Source organism: Xanthobacter dioxanivorans (assembly GCF_016807805.1).
GTDB lineage: Bacteria > Pseudomonadota > Alphaproteobacteria > Rhizobiales > Xanthobacteraceae > Xanthobacter > Xanthobacter dioxanivorans.
Window position 1 is genome coordinate 5,784,239 of sequence record NZ_CP063362.1, and the last position, 17,453, is coordinate 5,801,691.

Genomic DNA, 17,453 nt, shown 5'->3' on the forward strand with positions numbered 1-17,453 from the left:
AGCCTAAGGCGGACCGGAGGCGAGAAGGCTCGCAAGGAGGCCGTCCGGATCGGCGTCATAGGCCCGGCGCACCCGCGCCAGCGCTCCCGCGCCGCCGCCGCGGTGACCCGCGCCCCCCACATGCAGCCAGTTGTCCGTGAGCATGAAATGCTCGCTCTCGCCCGTCTCCACGTCGGCCAGATAGACCCGCCGGCGGCTCGCCATGCGCAGCCGGGGGAGGTCGAGGGTGCGGTAGAGCACGTCCCAGTTCTGCCCTCCGGTATCGAGGGTGAGCGGCGTGTCGGTGCCGAAATCGAGCGGCGTCCCGGCGACCCTGCCAAAGTCGAACACGCTGTAGCCGGGCCACAGATACCAGGCCTCGTTGCCCGTGCCATGCCGCACCAGCCCGTAGCAGGGCTGGCCCGCGACCCGCTGCACAAAATCCTCGGGTCCGAGCGGGATGAGATCGTGGTCGATGAGCGCGATGACGCCGGGTGCCGCCGGGCGCACCAGATTGGCGACGATCCAGTTGAGCGCCACCGCATGGGAGCGTGATCCGTTGCGCTTGCCGCGATAGGGCGACGGCGGAAGCGGACAATACGGAAGATCCCGCCCGGCGCACAGCCGCGCGATGTCGGTCCGGGCCGCGTCATCCGTGGAATTGTCGCACACGACGAGCGGCGTCCCCGGCAGGAAGCGGCCCATGGCGTCGGCCAGCAGCGCGACCGCATCCGGCATGTTGAAGGCGACGGTGAAGGCGAGGACCGGCGCCCCGCGCAGCCGCTCCACCAGCGCCTCCTGCCCTGCGGCGGGCCGTTGTCCGTAGACGCGGTCCACGAGCCGGTTGCGCGCGCGCCGCAGCCGATGGGCGAGGGGCGCGGCGGCGAGCCACTCGGTGAAGGTATAATGTGAAAGATCGCGCATCGGGGGGCTCAGGAGGCGGGAGCGCGGAGGCGGCGAAGGACGCCGGCGGGGTCCGCCGGCGCGGCCGGGCCGCCCGTGACGGCATAAAGCTCCACCTGCCCGGTTCCATCCGCCCGCGGGAAGGTGCCCAGGCGGCGGAACCGGTCGGGTGAGGCGGCGACGAGGGCTTCGGCGACACGGTTCGCCGCATTCGCCCGCGCGGCCGGCGTCGTCTCCACCACGAGGGCCGAGGCGCCGATGCCGTCGAGCGCCGCGCGAAGGGCGCCGGCGTCGCCGGCCGGAAGCCGCGCCGCCGGCACGACGAAGCTGCGCCGCGCCGGATCGCGCTGCGCCACCGCCGCCATCAGCGCCGCCTCGCCGTTGGGACCGGCCGCCACCACGAGCACGGGGCCCCCCGCCTCGCGGGCGAGGAAGGCCTGGGCGGCGTCATCCATGCCGATGCTGGCCTTGCGCGCCGGTTCGAGCAAGGCGGGCATGGCCGCGAGCAGGAGGATGAAGGCCACCACGAGCCCGGACACGATGGTCCAGCCCGAGACGAGAAGACCGAGCAGCCGCAGCGCGCCGAAGGCCGACAGCATGGTGAGCGGGGCCAGCAGCGGCAGCATGGCGCCGGGACGGCCGCCGTCCGCATCGAGCCCCAGGCCGACCAAGAGCGCCAGCACCAGCGCCGCCGCCGCCGCCATGATCTCCGCCCCGTCCTCCCGCCGCCAGCCGGCCCAAATGGAAAACAGCGCGCCGATGCCCGCCAAGGCGAGCGGCAGCGTGCCGAAGACGGCCTGCACCGTCATGGCACGGGCGGCGAGCCTGTCCGGCGAGGACGGCGCCATGGCGACACCCGGCAGCGCCATGCCCGCGGCGATGGCAGCAAGGACCAGGAGCGGCAGCCAGAACCCCGCGCGGCCAAGACGGCCCAGGCGCCCCGCCAGGAGCACGCCGAGCGGCGGAAGGAGCACCAGGGCGGCCCCCTTCGGGGCGATGAGGGCGGCCGCGACGGCGGCGAGGGCGAACAGCCCGGCATCGCCCCCGCCGCCGCGCCTGAGCCAGCGGGCGAAGGCGAGCGCGGCGAGCAGCGCCAGGAGCGCAAGCGGCAGGTCGAGGCCGACCACGATGAAAGCCTCGCGCAGCAGCACCAGCGCGCTCAGCACGAATCCCACCGCGATGCCCGGCAACGGGCCGATGCTCCGTGTCGTCGCCCAGCCCGCGCTCACCACGAGCAGGGCGGCGAGCAGCGCCGGGAGGAGCAGCGCTGCCGGGGTCGAGGCGCCGAGCAGCGCCAGCCAGCCGGCCGCGACGAAGTGGTGGAGCGAGAGGGCGCCGAGCGGGGCGACCACCGGAAAATGGAGCGCATACTCCGCCTGGAAGGCCGACGGCGCGGGCAGGCCCGCCGCCGCATAGTCCCGCAGCATGAGGGCGGTGACGAAATGGCGCGCCTCGGCCGGATCGGCCACGGAGAATTCAGCGAGGTAGGCCCCCGATCCCCGCTGCTGGGCGACGATGACGGTGGCGGCGAGCATGGCGACCACGAGGAAAGCAAGGACTCGCAACGCAATGGCGCCGTAGCTCCTGCGGCCTGTCTCGCCACGCACCGTCATGTTCGGTCCACCGGCCCCTGCGGGCGCCCCTGCTGGTCGCAAGCCTTCTAGAAGGAGAATGTGGCAAGGTCCACGCCACCGGCCCGCCAAGGCTTGACCCGGGGCATCCGGACGGGTGAGGTGAAGCTGACCCTTGCCTTTCCTTCCACCGCCCCCAGACGGACCCGCACCGGAGCCCCATGGCGAACGACCTCTCCCTCAGGATCGTGATCGTGGACGAAAGCCCCGTCCGCGCCGCGATTCTGGAGGAAGGTCTCAAGGAGGCCGGCTTCGAGAACGTGCTGCGCATCGGGAGCCGCAACAATCTGCTGGAGCGCATCTACGCCATCGACCCGGACGTGATTCTCATCGACCTTGAGGATCCGAGCCGCGACACCATCGAGCAGATGTTCCAGGTGAGCCGCGAGGTGAAGCGCCCGGTGGCCATGTTCGTGGACCAGACCGACAGCAAGACCATCGAGGACGCCATCGAGGCGGGCGTGGCCTCCTATGTGGTGGACGGGCTGCGAAAGGACCGCGTCAAGCCGATCCTGGAGACCACCATCTCCCGCTTCCGCGCCTTCGCCCGCCTCAAGGCGGAGCTGGAGGAGGCGAAGACCCAGCTGGAAGAGCGCAAGGTCATCGACCGCGCCAAGATGCTGCTGATGAAGATGAAGGGCATCGACGAGGAAACCGCCTACGGCCTCCTCAGGCGCACCGCCATGAACGAGAAGAAACGCATCATGGACATTGCCCAGTCCATCATCACCGCGGCGGAACTCCTGCGATGAGACGGCTCTCCATGGGGTTCATCCCCCTCACCGATGCGGCGGTGCTGATCGCCGCCGCCGAGCGCGGCTTCGCCATGGCCGAAGGCATCGAGATCGAGCTGCACCGGGAAGTTTCCTGGGCCAACATCCGCGACAAGGTGAATGTGGGCCTGCTCGACGGCGCCCACATGCTGGGGCCGCTGGCGATCGCCTCCTCCCTGGGCCTCGGGCACGTGCGGGTGCCGCTGGTGGTGCCGTTCTCGCTCAACCTCAACGGCAGCGCCGTCACCATCGACAAGCACATCTATGCCGCCATGGGCGAGGTGGGGGAGGATCTCTCCACCGCTCCCGGCGCGGCGCAGGCGCTGGGCAAGGTGGTCCGCCAGCGCCGGGCGGAGGGGCGTGACCCGCTCACCTTCGCGTCGGTCTACGCCTTCTCCACCCACACCTATCTCCTGCGCCACTTCCTGAAAGGTGGCGGGATCGACCCGGACCGGGACGTGCGCTTCGTCGTGGTGCCGCCCCCGTTCATGGCCGAGAGCCTGCGCGGCGGGCTGATCCACGGCTTCTGCGTGGGTTCGCCGTGGAACTCGGTGGCGGTGGATGCGGACGTGGGGCGCATCGCGGTGCTGGGGGCGGAGATCTTCGGCTGGGTGCCGGAGAAGGTGCTGGGGGTGCACGCCCGCTTCGCCAATGCGGAGCCCGAGCTGCTCTACCGGCTGGTGCGGGCGCTTTATGCCGCCGCCCACTGGTGCGAGGACGCGACCAATCATGAAGACCTGGCGCGGCTTCTCAGCGAGCCGCGCCACCTCAACCTGCCGGCGGACGTGATCCGGCGCACCCTGGACGGCCGGCTCCATTCCGCGCCCGGCGGCAAGCTGCGCTCCGATCCCGACTATCTGGTGCTGAGCCGCGACGGCGCCAACCGGCCGGAGCGCGACCACGCCTTGTGGATGTACGCCCAGATCGTCGCCGCCGGACAGGGCGAGTTCGCCGCCGATGCGGCGCAGGAGGCCATGTCGGTGTATCGGCCGGACATCTTCGACCAGGCCGTCGGCCCGGTTCCGGTGAAGCATCCCGAGCCCGACTGCGTGGCGACGCAATTCGGCGAGGTGTTCGACGCGCAGGCGTTTCTGGCGGGCAGGACCGTGGCCTAGAGCTGGATGGGCACCTTGCGGACCGTTGCCGCCCGGCGTGGATGCCCCGCACGAGGCGGGCATGACGCGGGGTGAGATGCCGGCTGCGGGATGCCTTGCACGAGGCGAAACCCGTGCCGAAAGGCCGCGCCGCGCCTATCGCAACGCACAAAATCGATGCAACTGCATGGCCCCGTTGCGCGCCCTGACAGCAGGAAATGCGCCTGCCCTAATTTTCATCAGATTATAAATAGTGTAATTTCATATACTTAAACCAACAGCCCCAGTTGGCCCCCCGCTTGCATGGATATCGGCAAGCGCGGTCAACGACGATCGTGCCTTCCAAAAATTCGTCCCAATGACGGGACCCGCAGCAGAGCCGCTGACACCGATGGCCTTCCGGCCGGTCGAGATGTCCTGCGGCTTTTTTTGTTTCGGGTCCCCTCTGAGCCGTCCGCCGATCCAGAGGGAATGAGAATGAGCGACGCTTCGAAGACCAGGCCTGCACAGTCTTCCGCACAATCCCCCGCCAGCCAGGAGGGCGCCGCCGCCGGCGTCTCCCGCCGTTCGCTCCTGAAGGGCTCCGCCGCCGCGCTCGGCACGGCTGCCCTGTTCGATGCCGTGCGGATGGCGTTCCCCGGCGGCGTGCCGTCTGCTTATGCCGCCGCGCCGGAAACCACCAAGGCCATCCTCGGCTACATCGCGCTCATGGATGCCTCGCCGCTGGTCATCGCCAAGGAGAAGGGCCTGTTCGCCAAGCACGGCGTGCCCGACGTGGAGGTGACCAAGCAGGCCTCCTGGGGCGCCACCCGCGACAACCTCGTGCTCGGCGGCGAGAAGAACGGCATCGACGGCGCCCACATTCTCAGCCCGATGCCCTACCTCATCTCCACCGGCAAGGTGACCCAGAACAGCGTGCCGACCCCCATGTACCTGCTGGCGCGCCTCAACCTGGATGCGCAGGCGGTCTCGGTCTCCAACGAATACAAGGACCTCAAGGTCACCACCGACGCCAAGGCCCTGAAGGAAGCCTTCGCCAAGAAGAAGGCCGACGGAAAGGAAGTCAAAGTCGCCATGACCTTCCCGGGCGGCACCCATGATCTGTGGATCCGCTACTGGCTGGCGAGCGCCGGCATCGACCCGGACAAGGACGTCTCCACCATCGTGGTGCCGCCGCCGCAGATGGTGGCCAACATGAAGGTCGGCAACATGGACGCCTTCTGCGTGGGCGAGCCGTGGAACGAGCAGCTCGTCAACCAGGGCATCGGCTTCACCGCCTGCACCACCGGCGAGATCTGGAAGAACCATCCCGAGAAGGCGCTCGGCATGCGCGCCGACTTCGTGGAGAAGAACCCCAACACCACCCGCGCCATCCTCAAGGCGGTGATGGAAGCCCAGCAATGGTGCGACAAGATGGAGAACAAGCAGGAGCTCGCCGAGATCGTCGGCAAGCGCCAGTGGTTCAACGTCCCCGTCGCCGACATCATCGGCCGCCTGAAGGGCGACATCAATTACGGCAACGGCCGCGTGGTGAAGGGCTCCGACCAGTACATGAAGTTCTGGAAGGACCACGCCTCCTATCCCTTCAAGAGCCATGACGCTTGGTTCGTCACCGAAGACATCCGCTGGGGCAAGTTCGACCCCTCGACGGACATCAATGCCCTCGTCAACAAGGTGAACCGTGAGGACATCTGGCGCGAGGCGGCCAAAGAGCTCGGCCTGCCCGCATCCGACATTCCGGCCGGCACCTCGCGGGGCAAGGAAACCTTCTTCGACGGCAAGGTCTTCGACCCCGCCGACCCGCAGGCCTACCTCAAGAGCCTCGGCATCAAGCGCGTCGACGCCTGACCGGCCCAGGGCCGCAGCCCCTCCCCCGGCCGCGGGGGAGGGCCCGAACTTCCGACGACCAGAACCGGAGCCCCGCCTCATGTCCGTCACCGCATTGAAAGACCCGCCCCGCGAGGCCCGGCGCTCCGGCAGCGCTGACGTGGTCCGCCTGAAACCCGCCGCCGCCCGCCCATCCCGCTGGCCGGGCTATGCGAAGTCGGTCGCCGCAACCGTCATCCCGCCGCTGGTGGTGGTGCTGCTGCTCGGCCTGCTGTGGGAGATCCTGTGCTCCGGCGCCGGCGCCACCCTGCCCCCGCCGAGCCGGATCTGGGCGGACTCGAAAGACCTGATCCTCGATCCCTTCTTCGTCGCCGGCCCGCAGGACATCGGCCTCGGCCTCCGGGTCCTCGTCTCGCTCCAGCGCGTGGCCGTGGGCTTCGGCCTCGCCGCGGTGGTGGGCGTGCTGATGGGCGCCGTCATCGGCCAGTCGGTGTGGGCCATGCGCGGCCTCGACCCGCTGTTCCAGATGCTGCGCACCGTGCCGCCGCTGGCCTGGCTGCCGCTGGCGCTGGCCGCCTTCCGCGACAGCAATCCCTCGGCCATCTTCGTGATCTTCATCACCGCCATCTGGCCGATCATCATCAATACCTCGGTGGGCATCCGCAACATCCCGCAGGACTACCGCAACGTGGCGCTGGTGCTGCGGCTGAATCCCATCGAATTCTTCTGGAAAATCATGCTGCCGTCCGCAGCGCCCTACATCTTCACCGGCCTGCGCATCGGCATCGGCCTCTCCTGGCTCGCCATCGTGGCGGCGGAGATGCTCACCGGCGGCGTCGGCATCGGCTTTTTCATCTGGGATGCGTGGAACTCCTCGCGCCTGCCCGACATCATCGTCGCCCTCGCCTACATCGGCGTGGTCGGCTTCGTGCTCGACCGGCTCGTGGCCGGCGTCGGCTCCATCGCCACCCGCGGCACCCAGGCTTCCTGATCGCACTTTCGAGGAGCATCCCATGTCCGCCTATCTCGAGCTCAGCCAGATCGGAAAGACCTTCACCCGCGGCTCCGCCACCACGGAAGTCCTGCGTGAGATCTCCCTCGACATTGCCAAGGGCGAATACATCTCCATCATCGGCCATTCCGGCTGCGGCAAGTCCACCTTGCTCAACATCGTCGCCGGCCTCACCAGCGTCACCACCGGCGGGGTGATCCTCGACGGCAAGGAGGTCAACGCCCCCGGCCCGGACCGCGCCGTCGTGTTCCAGAACCATTCCCTGCTGCCGTGGCTCACCGTCTACGACAATGTGCGCCTCGCCGTCGACAAGGTGTTCTCCGGCACCCGCTCGCGCGCCGAGCGGGATGCCTGGACCCTGCACAATCTCGAGCTCGTGCAGATGGGCCATGCCAAGGACAAGCGCCCCTCGGAAATCTCCGGCGGCATGAAGCAGCGCGTCGGCATCGCCCGGGCGCTGGCCATGGAGCCCAAGGTGCTGCTGCTGGACGAGCCCTTCGGGGCGCTCGACGCCCTCACCCGCGCCCACCTGCAGGACAGCGTCATGCAGATCCATGCGAGCCTGGGCAACACCATCCTCATGATCACCCACGACGTGGACGAGGCGGTGCTCCTCTCCGACCGCATCGTGATGATGACCAACGGCCCCTCCGCCCGAATCGGCGAGGTGCTGGACGTCAGCCTGCCCCGTCCGCGCAAGCGCCTCGAGCTGGTGGCCAATCCCACCTACCTCAAGGCCCGCGAGGCGGTGCTGAAGTTCCTCCACGAGCGCCATCGCTTCGTCGAGGCCGCCTGACCGCGAAGGGAGCGGGCCGCGCCATGCGCCCGCTCCCTCCTTCCGTTCGAGAGCCGAGGAGGCTGTCATGGTTCCGAGCCAGATCGACCTGATCCAGGATTCCTTCCGCAAGGTGCTGCCCATCTCCGACCAGGCGGCGGCGCTGTTCTACGGCCGGCTGTTCGAGATCGCGCCGCAGGTGAAGCCGCTGTTCAAGGGCGACATGAGCGTGCAGGGCGCAAAGCTCATGTCCACCCTCGGCGTGGTGGTGGCCGGCCTCAAGGACCTGCCGAAGGTCGTTCCCGCTGCCGAGGCGCTGGCGCGCAAGCACGTGGATTACGGCGTGAAGACCGAGCACTACGCGCCTGTGGGCGCGGCCCTGCTGTGGACCCTGGAACAGGGCCTCGGCGCCGATTTCACGCCCGAGGTGAAAGCGGCCTGGACCGAAGCCTACGGCCTTCTCTCCTCCGTGATGATCAGCGCCGCCGAGGCGCGGATCGCGGCCGAATAAGGGACGCGGCCATGAGCGAGCCCCTCCTCGTCATCGGCAACGGCATGGCCGCGGCGAAGCTCTGCGAGGAGCTTTCCGCCCGCGCCCTTGGCCGCTATGCGGTCGCCGTGGTCGGGGCGGAGCCGCATCTCGCCTACAACCGCGTGCTGCTCTCCGAAGTGCTCGCCGGCCACATGAAGGCGCAGGACGCGCAGATGAAGCCCGCCGCCTGGTGGCGCGAGAAGGGCGTGACCCTGCAATACGGCACGCCCGCCGCCGCCATCGACCGGGACCGCCGGCAGGTGGTGCTGAGCGACGGCCGGCGCCTTCCTTACGCGAAGCTCGTGCTCGCCACGGGCTCGCACCCCATCCGCCTGCCGCTGCCGGGCATGGACCTGGAAGGCGTGCACACCTTCCGCGACCTGAAGGACGTGGAGGCCCTCCTCGCCGCCGCCGCCGTGAAGGGCACACGGGCGGTGGTCATCGGCGGTGGGCTGCTCGGCCTCGAAGCCGCCGTGGGCCTCGCCGGAGCAGGGGTGAAGACCAGCCTCGTCCATCTCATGGACCGGCTGATGGAGCGCCAGCTCGATGCCGCGGCGGCCGCCTTCCTGAAGCGGGCGGTGGAGGCGCGCGGCGTCGAGGTGCTGCTCGCGGCGGCGAGCGAGGCCATCGAGGGCGATGCCGGCAAGGTCACCGGCCTGCGCCTGAAGGACGGCCGCGTCATTCCCGCCGACCTCCTCGTCGTCGCCTGCGGCGTCATCCCCAACGCGGACCTCGCCCGCGCGGCGGGGCTGGAGGCGAAGCGCGGCATCTTGGTGGACGACACCCTCGCCACCAGCGATCCCCACATCTTCGCCATCGGCGAATGCGCCGAGCATCGCGGCATCGCCTATGGCCTCGTTGCTCCGGCCTACGATCAGGCCCGCGTCCTCGCCCGCGGCCTCGCCGGGGAGGATGCGCGCTACGAAGGATCGGTGGTCGCCACCAACCTGAAGATTTCCGGGGTGCCCGTCTTCTCGGCGGGCGACGTCACCGGCGGCGCGGGCACGGAAGACATCGTGCTCACCGACCGGGGCCTCGGCGTCTACCGCCGGCTCATCGTGAAGGACGGCCTGCTCGCGGGCGCCGTCCTGTTCGGCGACACGGCGGATGGCCTGTTCTATCTCGACCTCATCACCAACCGCACCCCCATCACCGCCATGCGCGCCGATCTCGCCTTCGGGCGGGACGCCATCGCCGCAGCGGCCTGAGGAGAACACCCATGGGCGGCGATTTCACCCTGGACCAGAAGCGCTATCTGGAAGGCTTCGTCTCCGGCGCCAAAGCGGTGCAGGTCACCCGCGGCGGCGGGCCGGCCGCTGTGCCGGCGCCCGCCGCCGAGCCCGCGGGACCGGACGCGGCCGGCCTGAAGGCCATGGCGCGCTTCGAGGCGGAAGGGAAAAAGCTCACCCCCGAGGAGAAGGGCAAGCGCGAGGAGCTGGGCCTCGATTCTTACGACCGCATGCGCGCGGCGGCGCACGAGGGCACGTTCCCCAAGGGACCCGACGTGTTCCGATGGAAGTTCCACGGCCTGTTCTATGTGGCTCCGGCGCAGGACAGCTTCATGTGCCGCCTGCGCATTCCCAACGGCATCCTCACCCACTGGCAGTTCCGCGGCGTCGCCGACATCGCCCGCAACCATGGCGGCGGCTACACGGACGTGACCACCCGGGCCAATCTGCAGATCCGCGAGATCCCCGCCGCCGACGGCATCGCCGTGCTGGAGGGCCTCGTCGGCCTCGGCCTCACCGCCAAGGGCTCCGGCGCGGACAACATCCGCAACGTGACCGGCACCCCCACCGCCGGCATCGACCCCCGGGAACTCCTCGACACCCGCCCGCTGGCCCGTGAATGGCACCATTACATCCTGAACAGCCGCGACATGTACGGCCTGCCGCGCAAGTTCAATGTGGCCTTCGACGGCGCCGGCATGATCGGCGCGCTGGAGGACACCAACGACATCGGCTTCCAGGCGGTTGAGGTGAAGGGCGGCTTCGGCGTCGACGCCGGCGTCTGGCTGCGCCTCGCCCTGGGCGGCATCACCGGCCACAAGGACTTTGCCCGCGACACCGGCGTGATCGTGCGCCCCGACGCGGCGACCGATGTCGCCGCCGCCATCGTGCGCGTCTTCATCGATACCGGCGACCGCACCGACCGCAAGAAGGCCCGGTTGAAATACGTGCTCGATTCCATGGGCTTCGACGGCTTCCTGAAGCGGGTGGAGGACAAGCTCGGCCATCCCCTCACCCGCGTGCCGGCGGAAGCGGTGGCCCCCGCGCCGAGGCCGACCGCCTCGCCCATCTCGGCGTCCACGCGCAGAGGCAGGCGGGACTGAACTATATCGGCGTCGGCCTGCCGGCGGGACGCATGAGCGTAGCGCAGATGCACGGCATCGCCGACATAGCGGCGCGCCTCGGCGACGGCGACATCCGCCTTACCGTCTGGCAGAACCTGCTCGTCTCGGGCATCGCCGACGCGAAGGTGGAGGAGGCCTGCGCGGCCATCGCGGCGCTCGGCCTCACCACCCGGGCGACGCCGCTGCAGGCCGGCCTCGTCGCCTGCACGGGATCGAAGGGCTGCCGCTTCGCCGCGGCGGACACCAAGGGCACGGCGCGGGCGATCCTCGCCCATTGCGAGGAACGCATCGACGCTGCGGGTCTCGCGCTGGACGGGCCGGTGAACATCCATGTCACCGGCTGCCACAATTCCTGCGCCCAGCATTATATCGGCGACATCGGCCTCATCGGCGCGCGTGTCGCCGTCAATGACGACGGCGACACCGTCGATGGCTATCACCTCTTCGTCGGCGGCGGCTTCGGCACGGACGCCGCCATCGCCCGCGAGCTCTATCGCGACGTGAAGGCGGAAGACGCGCCGCACGTGGTGGAGGGGCTGCTGAAGGGCTGGCTCGCGAACCGCCGGGACGGCGAGCCCTTCGCCCATTTCACCCGCCGCATGGACCCGGACGCCCTCAAGGCGCTGGTGGAAGCGGCATGAGGGAGCCGCCTCGCATTGTCCGCTGCGCAAAAGTCGAGCGCCGGGTCCCGGCTCTCCCTTCACTGCGCTGTGCTTCGTTGCAGTCGGCCGGAACACGAACCGGCCTCGTGTCCCGGACGCATGCAGCGTCAGCGGAATGCGAGCCGGGACCCAGCGCAAGAGCTCAAGTGCCGCAGGCACTTTCATTGAACACCGAGACCTGAGCCATGAGCCTCCAGACCCGCATCCCCCTCGTCCCGGTCCTGCCGGAGAGCGCCCCCTTCACCGCCGAGCAGCGTGCCTGGCTGAACGGCTTCTTCGCCGCCATCCTCTCGGCCGGCCCGTCTGCGGCGCCCATGGCCCTGTCGGCCGGCGATGCCGCGGCCCTCATGCCGGACCTGCCGGCCTCCGCCCCGGCGGAAGAGGACGACGGGGCGCCCTGGCACGACCCGTCCATGCCCATGGCCGAGCGCATGAAGCTGGCGGAAGGCAAGCCCCTGCCCCGCCGCATGATGGCGGCCATGGCGCAGCAGGATTGCGGCCAGTGCGGCTATGTCTGCGAGAGCTACGCCAGGGCGCTGGCCGCCGGCGCCGAGAGCAAGCTCAACCTCTGCGCCCCCGGCGGCAAGGAGACGCTGCGCATGCTCAAGCAGCTCTCCGAGGAAACGTCGGCTCCCCCCGCCGCCCCGGCTCCCGCGGCCGCCGCCGCCCCCGCGCCCGCCGAGGCCCACGCGCCGGCGCCGCGCGGCAGCCGCGAAAATCCCGGCGAGGTCACCTTCCTCGGCCGCACCCGTCTCAACAGGGACGGCTCAGAGAAGGAGACCTGGCACATCGAGTTCGAGCTTTCCGGCTCGGGCATCGACTACGTGGCCGGCGACAGCTTCGGCGTGTTCCCGGTGAACGATCCGGACTACGTGGCGGCGGTGCTCGCCGCCCTCCACGCCCCGCCGGACTTCCCCATCGCCGACAAGACGCTGGGCGAGGTGCTCTCCCGCGAGGTGTGCCTGAAATCCGCCCCCGATGCCCTCTTCACCCTCATCTCCTACCTGGTCGGCGGCGAGCGCAAGGCGAAGGCCCAGGCCCTCGCATCCGGCGAGGATCCCGACGGGGATGCAGCCACCCTCGACGTGCTGGCGGCGCTGGAGAAATTCCCCGGCATCCGACCCGACCCGGAAGCCTTCGTGGAATGCCTGGAGCCGCTCCAGCCGCGCCTGTATTCCATTTCCTCCAGCCCGCTCGCCACGCCCGGCCGGCTCACGCTCACGGTGGATGCCGTGCGCTATGAGACCGGCGGGCGCACGCGGCTCGGCGTCGCCTCCACCTTCCTCGGCGGCCGCATTGCGCCCGGCACCCGGATGAAGGCCTACATCCAGAAGGCGCACGGCTTCGGCCTGCCGCAAGACCTGTCGAAGGACGTGATCATGGTGGGACCGGGCACCGGCATCGCGCCGTTCCGCTCCTTCCTGCACGATCGCCTCGCCAGCAAGGCCCCCGGCCGCAACTGGCTGTTCTTCGGCCACCAGCGCCGCGACACGGATTTCTTCTACGAGGACGAGCTGTCCGGCCTCCAGGCCACGGGCACCCTGACCCGGCTCGACACCGCCTGGTCGCGGGACGGGGACCGGAAGGTCTACGTGCAGGACAAGATCCGCGAGGCGGGGGCGGAGCTGTGGGCCTGGCTTCACGCCGGCGCCCATTTCTACGTCTGCGGCGACGCCAAGCGCATGGCCAAGGACGTGGAGAGCGCGGTGGCCGCCGTCGCGGCCGAGCATGGCGGCCTCTCCGCCGAGGCGGCCGCACGCTTCGTGGCCGACCTGAAGACGGCCGGGCGCTATCAGGCCGACGTCTACTGACGCACACACCAACGCCAGCCTCAGGCAGGAAACGCCCCGCGATGAACGCCCCGCTCGCCTCGCCCCCGTCGGTGAAGACCACCTGCCCCTATTGCGGCGTCGGCTGCGGGGTGAAGGCGACCCCGGACGGCCTCGGCGGCGCCCTGGTGGAGGGCGATCGCGATCACCCGGCCAGCCAGGGGCGCCTGTGCTCCAAGGGCGCGGCGCTGGGGGAGACCATCGGCCTGTCCACCCGCCTGCTCCATCCCCTGGTGCGCGGGGCCGACGGCGCCTTGGCGCGCGCGCCGTGGGATCAGGCCCTCGACCGCATCGCCGCGGGCCTGCGGCAGGTGATCGACGCGCATGGGCCGGGGGCCGTCGCCTTCTACCTCTCCGGCCAGTTGCTGACCGAGGACTATTACGCCGCCAACAAGCTGGCGAAGGGCTTTATCGGCACATCCCACGTGGATACGAACTCCCGCCTGTGCATGTCGTCCTCGGTGGCCGGGCACAAGCGTGGCTTCGGCTCGGACACGGTGCCGGGCTCCTACGAGGATCTCGATGCCGCCGACCTCATCGTCCTGGTCGGGTCCAATGCCGCCTGGTGCCATCCGGTGCTGTTCCGCCGCATGGAGGCGGCGCGCAAGGCGCGCGGCACAAGGTTCGTGGTCATCGACCCACGCGGCACCGAGACGGCGGCTGAAGCCGACCTGCACCTGCCGCTGGCCCACGGCACCGATGCGCTGCTCTTCTCGGGGCTCCTGGCGCACCTGGCCGAGAGTTCCGCCTTCGACGCGGCCTATGTGCGCGACCACACCACCGGCTTCGAGGCGGCGCTGGCGAGCGCCCGCGCCGCGACGCCGGATGCCGCCGCCACCGCCCGCGCCTGCGGCCTTGATGAGGCCGACGTGGCGCGCTTCTTCGCCTTGTTCGCGGACACCGCGCGCACGGTGACCTGCTATTCGCAGGGGGTGAACCAGTCCGCCGTCGGCACCGACAAGGTCAACGCCATCCTCAACTGCCACTTCGCCACCGGCCGCATGGGGCGCGAGGGCATGGGGCCGTTCTCGCTCACCGGCCAGCCCAATGCCATGGGCGGACGCGAGGTGGGCGGGCTGGCGAACCAGCTCGCCGCCCATATGGGCTTTTCGCCCGAGGAGGTGGACCGGGTCCGCCGCTTCTGGGGCGCGCCGCACATGGCGACGCACGAGGGACTGAAGGCGGTGGACATGTTCGCCGCCATCGGCCGCGGCGAGATCAAGGCGCTGTGGGTCATGGGCACCAATCCCGCCGTGAGCCTGCCCGAGGCGGACACCGTGCGCACGGCGCTGGCCGGCCTCGACCTGTTCGTGCTCTCCGAGAACGTGCTCGACAACGACACCGCCGCCTGCAGTCCCCATGTGATGCTGCCCGCCGCCGCCTGGGGCGAGAAGGACGGCACCGTCACCAATTCCGAGCGGCGCATCTCCCGCCAGCGCCCCTTCCTCGCCCTGCCGGGCGAGGTGAAGCCCAATTGGTGGGCGCTGGCGCAGGTCGCCGCCCGCCTCGGCCATGCCGACGCCTTCCGGTGGCGCGGCCCGGCGGACATCTTCCGCGAGCATGCGGCGCTGTCCGGCTTCGAGAATGCCGGCACCCGCGATTTCGACATCTCCGCCTACGCCGAGATTGCCGACGCCGCCTTCCAGGATTTCGCGCCGGTGCAGTGGCCGGCGCCCCGCGGGCGGGCGCAGGGCACGGCGCGCCTGTTCGCCGAGGGCGGCTATTTTACGCCCGACCGGCGTGCCCGCTTCGTCGCCCCCCGGCCGGTGGCCGCGGTGCGGGCGGAGCCGCCCTTCCCCTTCATCCTGAACACCGGCCGCATCCGCGACCAGTGGCACACCATGACCCGCACCGGCCTGTCGCCCCGGCTGGGCTCGCACATCCCCGCCCCGTTCGTCGCCATCCACCCGGAGGATGCAGCGCCGCTGGGCCTTCGGGAGGGCGCCCTCGCCCGGATCTCCAGCGCCCACGGCGCGGCGGTGCTGGAGGTGAAGACCGACGCGGGGCAGAAGCGCGGCACCCTGTTCGCCCCCATCCATTGGAGCGAAGCCACCTCCTCCCACGGACGGGTGGGGCCGCTCGTGCATGCGGTGACCGATCCGGTCTCCGGCCAGCCCGATTCCAAGGCGACTCCGGCCGCCATCGCGCCTTATGAGGCGCGCTTCGAGGGCTTCATCCTGGCGCGCCGCAGGATCAAGCCGCCGCCGGGCCTGTGGTGGGCACGGGCGGCGCTGGAGGGCGGCTTCGGCTGGCGCCTTGCGGGCGACCTCGGGCCGGAGGATTGGGCGGGGTGGGTGAAGGCGGCGGCCCCGGCGGATGTGGCGGAGCTGGTGGACGCGCCCTCCGGCCTCTATCGGGCCGCGGCGTTCGACCAGGAGGGCCGCCTCGACTTCGCGGTATTCATCGGCCCGGCGGGCCAGCGCGTGGCGTGGGATGCCCTCAAGGGGCTTCTGGCGGAAGAGACGGTTTCCGCCGCGGACCGGCGCCGGGTGCTCTCGGGACGGCGGGCGGGGGCGGCGGTGGGCGGCCCGCTGGTGTGCGCCTGCTTCGGCGTGCCGAAGGACTCCATCATCGCGGCCATCCGCGGCGGTGCCTGCGATACGTCGGCGGTGGGCGAGACGCTCAAGGCCGGGACCAATTGCGGCTCCTGCCTGCCCGAGATTCGCCGGCTGCTGGCGGAGACGATGGTACCTGTCTAGAGCGTTTCCCCGTTTCACGGAATCGGGGAAACGCCATAAGTCTTTGCGTGATCGCGTTTTCTTCACGCGAACCGGCCGCCACTTCGCTCGAAAACGCTCCAGCGGACCGGCCCACGGCTGGCCCGACTAAGATGCCCGGGACAAGCCCGGGCATGTAGGGTGGTGTAGAAAGGCGTTCTCGCCTCAGGCGTCCTTGCCCTCGGCCTTCGCCCGCTCGATGCCTTCGAGGATGAGCTTGTGCGCCTCGGCGGCATCGCGCCAGCCCACGATCTTCACCCACTTGTTGGGCTCAAGGTCCTTGTAGTGCTCGAAGAAGTGCTCGATCTGCTTGAGGGTGATCTCGGGCAGGTCGGAATAGCTCTGCACCTTGTCGTAGCGCTTGGTCAGCTTGGAGGAGGGAACGGCGATGATCTTCTCGTCCATCCCCGCCTCGTCCTCCATCAGGAGTACGCCCACCGGCCGCACGCTGATCACCGCGCCGGCCACGATGGCGCGGGTGTTCGCCACCAGCACATCGCAGGGGTCGCCGTCGCCGGACAACGTGTGCGGGATGAAGCCGTAGTTCCCGGGATACCGCATGGCGGTATAAAGGAAGCGATCGACGAAGAGCGTGCCGGCGGCCTTGTCCAGCTCGTACTTGATGGGCTCGCCGCCGATGGGGACCTCGATCAGCACGTTCACGTCGTGGGGCGGGTTCTTGCCGATCGGGATCGCATCGATGCGCATGTCACACTCGCTTGATGGCTGCGGTCCGCGCGGGACGCGCGCCGCGCAGGCGCGGCGCACGGAACTCGGGACCAAGCGGGCGGATGCCCGCTCGGGCGCTACCGCTGCCAAGCGAAGGCGGTCTTGTCCAGCGTTTTCGATCCGAACTGCTCGGTCGAGGATGCGACCGGTTGCCCCCCCAGCGCCTTGTAGAAGCCCACCGCATTCTCGTTTTCGGCGAGCGCCCATACCACGAGACCATCGAGCCGGGCGAGGCTGAGGTCCCGCCGCGCGGCGGAGAACAGGCGCTGGCCGAATCCCAGGCCCTGGTAGAGCGGGTGGAGGTAGATTTCGTAGATCTCGCCGCCGTAGGGCAGGCTCTTGGCGCGATTGCCGCCGTAATTCACATAGCCGGCGATGTCGTCGCCCACCAGCAGCACGGAGAGGCGGCTGCCACGGCGGATCGCGGCATCCCACCAGCGCGGGCCGCGCCGCTCCACCATGCGCTCGAGTTCCACGCCCGGGATGAGCCCGCGATACGAGGTCCGCCAGGCCGCATCGTGCACCGCCGCGATGGAGGTGGCATCGGCCGGCTTGGCCCTGCGGATTTCTATGAGGCCCGTGCTCATGACCTGATGAGAGCAAACCCCGCGCCGCGCTTCAAGGGGGCAGCGCGCGA

The 17,453-nt window shown here is 70.0% G+C and carries 13 protein-coding genes and 1 pseudogene; 10 read left to right on the forward strand and 4 right to left on the reverse strand.

Translation table 11 applies throughout. The features are described from left to right. Positions 1-3: 3 nt before the first annotated feature. Together EZH22_RS26955 and EZH22_RS26960 are read right to left on the reverse strand one after the other, a co-directional pair. Positions 4-903: a hypothetical protein gene (locus EZH22_RS26955; RefSeq protein WP_203193424.1), complete on the reverse strand. Its 900-nt coding sequence runs from the start codon at positions 901-903 to the stop codon at positions 4-6. 8 nt (positions 904-911) lie between these two features. Next, positions 912-2,495: a hypothetical protein gene (locus EZH22_RS26960; protein ID WP_203193425.1), complete on the reverse strand. Its 1,584-nt coding sequence runs from the start codon at positions 2,493-2,495 to the stop codon at positions 912-914. Between the two features lie 179 nt (positions 2,496-2,674). On the opposite strand from EZH22_RS26960, the gene EZH22_RS26965 reads away from it, so the two are divergent. The 10 genes and pseudogenes from EZH22_RS26965 (at position 2,675) to EZH22_RS27010 (ending at position 16,069) form a co-directional block, all read left to right on the forward strand. Further along, positions 2,675-3,265 carry an ANTAR domain-containing response regulator gene (locus tag EZH22_RS26965; protein WP_203193426.1) on the forward strand — a complete coding sequence of 197 codons (591 nt, stop codon included), beginning with the start codon at positions 2,675-2,677 and terminating at the stop codon, positions 3,263-3,265. Then, entirely contained in the window at positions 3,262-4,401 is a 1,140-nt protein-coding gene (locus EZH22_RS26970; RefSeq protein ID WP_203193427.1) for a CmpA/NrtA family ABC transporter substrate-binding protein, read from the forward strand. Before EZH22_RS26965 ends, EZH22_RS26970 begins: the two co-directional genes overlap by 4 nt. A 456-nt stretch (positions 4,402-4,857) precedes the next feature. Continuing rightward, positions 4,858-6,228, forward strand: a complete 1,371-nt coding sequence (locus tag EZH22_RS26975) for a CmpA/NrtA family ABC transporter substrate-binding protein (RefSeq protein ID WP_231711172.1) — start codon at positions 4,858-4,860, stop codon at positions 6,226-6,228. Between the two features lie 79 nt (positions 6,229-6,307). Further along, positions 6,308-7,198, forward strand: a complete 891-nt coding sequence (ntrB, locus tag EZH22_RS26980; protein ID WP_203193428.1) for a nitrate ABC transporter permease — start codon at positions 6,308-6,310, stop codon at positions 7,196-7,198. A gap of 22 nt (positions 7,199-7,220) precedes the next feature. After that, entirely contained in the window at positions 7,221-8,015 is a 795-nt protein-coding gene (locus tag EZH22_RS26985) for an ABC transporter ATP-binding protein (protein WP_203193429.1), read from the forward strand. Positions 8,016-8,082: 67 nt separating this feature from the next. Then, complete coding sequence (locus tag EZH22_RS26990) at positions 8,083-8,505, forward strand: globin family protein (RefSeq protein WP_203193430.1); 423 nt, start codon at positions 8,083-8,085, stop codon at positions 8,503-8,505. Between the two features lie 11 nt (positions 8,506-8,516). Continuing rightward, the gene (locus tag EZH22_RS26995; protein WP_203193431.1) at positions 8,517-9,734 is read left to right on the forward strand and encodes an NAD(P)/FAD-dependent oxidoreductase; all 1,218 of its coding nucleotides are present in this window, start codon (positions 8,517-8,519) and stop codon (positions 9,732-9,734) included. Positions 9,735-9,745: 11 nt separating this feature from the next. Beyond that, positions 9,746-11,520: pseudogene (locus EZH22_RS27000) on the forward strand (NirA family protein). 206 nt (positions 11,521-11,726) lie between these two features. Then, the gene (locus EZH22_RS27005) at positions 11,727-13,352 is read left to right on the forward strand and encodes a sulfite reductase subunit alpha (RefSeq protein WP_203193432.1); all 1,626 of its coding nucleotides are present in this window, start codon (positions 11,727-11,729) and stop codon (positions 13,350-13,352) included. Between the two features lie 41 nt (positions 13,353-13,393). Beyond that, positions 13,394-16,069, forward strand: a complete 2,676-nt coding sequence (locus tag EZH22_RS27010; RefSeq protein WP_203193433.1) for a nitrate reductase — start codon at positions 13,394-13,396, stop codon at positions 16,067-16,069. Positions 16,070-16,252: 183 nt separating this feature from the next. Here EZH22_RS27010 and ppa read toward each other — a convergent pair whose 3' ends face one another. Together ppa and EZH22_RS27020 are read right to left on the reverse strand one after the other, a co-directional pair. Continuing rightward, positions 16,253-16,795 carry an inorganic diphosphatase gene (ppa, locus tag EZH22_RS27015; protein ID WP_203193434.1) on the reverse strand — a complete coding sequence of 181 codons (543 nt, stop codon included), beginning with the start codon at positions 16,793-16,795 and terminating at the stop codon, positions 16,253-16,255. 98 nt (positions 16,796-16,893) lie between these two features. Then, positions 16,894-17,403, reverse strand: coding sequence for a GNAT family N-acetyltransferase (locus tag EZH22_RS27020; RefSeq protein WP_203193435.1), 510 nt, complete (start codon positions 17,401-17,403; stop codon positions 16,894-16,896). Positions 17,404-17,453 lie beyond the last annotated feature (50 nt).

Coding starts and splice junctions, on each gene's coding strand:
- EZH22_RS26970 (WP_203193427.1), top strand. CDS start 3,262: ATGAGACGGCTCTCCATGGGGTTCATCCCCCTCACCGATGCGGCGGTG.
- EZH22_RS26960 (WP_203193425.1), bottom strand. CDS start 2,495: ATGACGGTGCGTGGCGAGACAGGCCGCAGGAGCTACGGCGCCATTGCG.
- EZH22_RS27005 (WP_203193432.1), top strand. CDS start 11,727: ATGAGCCTCCAGACCCGCATCCCCCTCGTCCCGGTCCTGCCGGAGAGC.
- ntrB (WP_203193428.1), top strand. CDS start 6,308: ATGTCCGTCACCGCATTGAAAGACCCGCCCCGCGAGGCCCGGCGCTCC.
- ppa (WP_203193434.1), bottom strand. CDS start 16,795: ATGCGCATCGATGCGATCCCGATCGGCAAGAACCCGCCCCACGACGTG.
- EZH22_RS26965 (WP_203193426.1), top strand. CDS start 2,675: ATGGCGAACGACCTCTCCCTCAGGATCGTGATCGTGGACGAAAGCCCC.
- EZH22_RS26990 (WP_203193430.1), top strand. CDS start 8,083: ATGGTTCCGAGCCAGATCGACCTGATCCAGGATTCCTTCCGCAAGGTG.
- EZH22_RS26975 (WP_231711172.1), top strand. CDS start 4,858: ATGAGCGACGCTTCGAAGACCAGGCCTGCACAGTCTTCCGCACAATCC.
- EZH22_RS26995 (WP_203193431.1), top strand. CDS start 8,517: ATGAGCGAGCCCCTCCTCGTCATCGGCAACGGCATGGCCGCGGCGAAG.
- EZH22_RS27010 (WP_203193433.1), top strand. CDS start 13,394: ATGAACGCCCCGCTCGCCTCGCCCCCGTCGGTGAAGACCACCTGCCCC.
- EZH22_RS27020 (WP_203193435.1), bottom strand. CDS start 17,403: ATGAGCACGGGCCTCATAGAAATCCGCAGGGCCAAGCCGGCCGATGCC.
- EZH22_RS26985 (WP_203193429.1), top strand. CDS start 7,221: ATGTCCGCCTATCTCGAGCTCAGCCAGATCGGAAAGACCTTCACCCGC.
- EZH22_RS26955 (WP_203193424.1), bottom strand. CDS start 903: ATGCGCGATCTTTCACATTATACCTTCACCGAGTGGCTCGCCGCCGCG.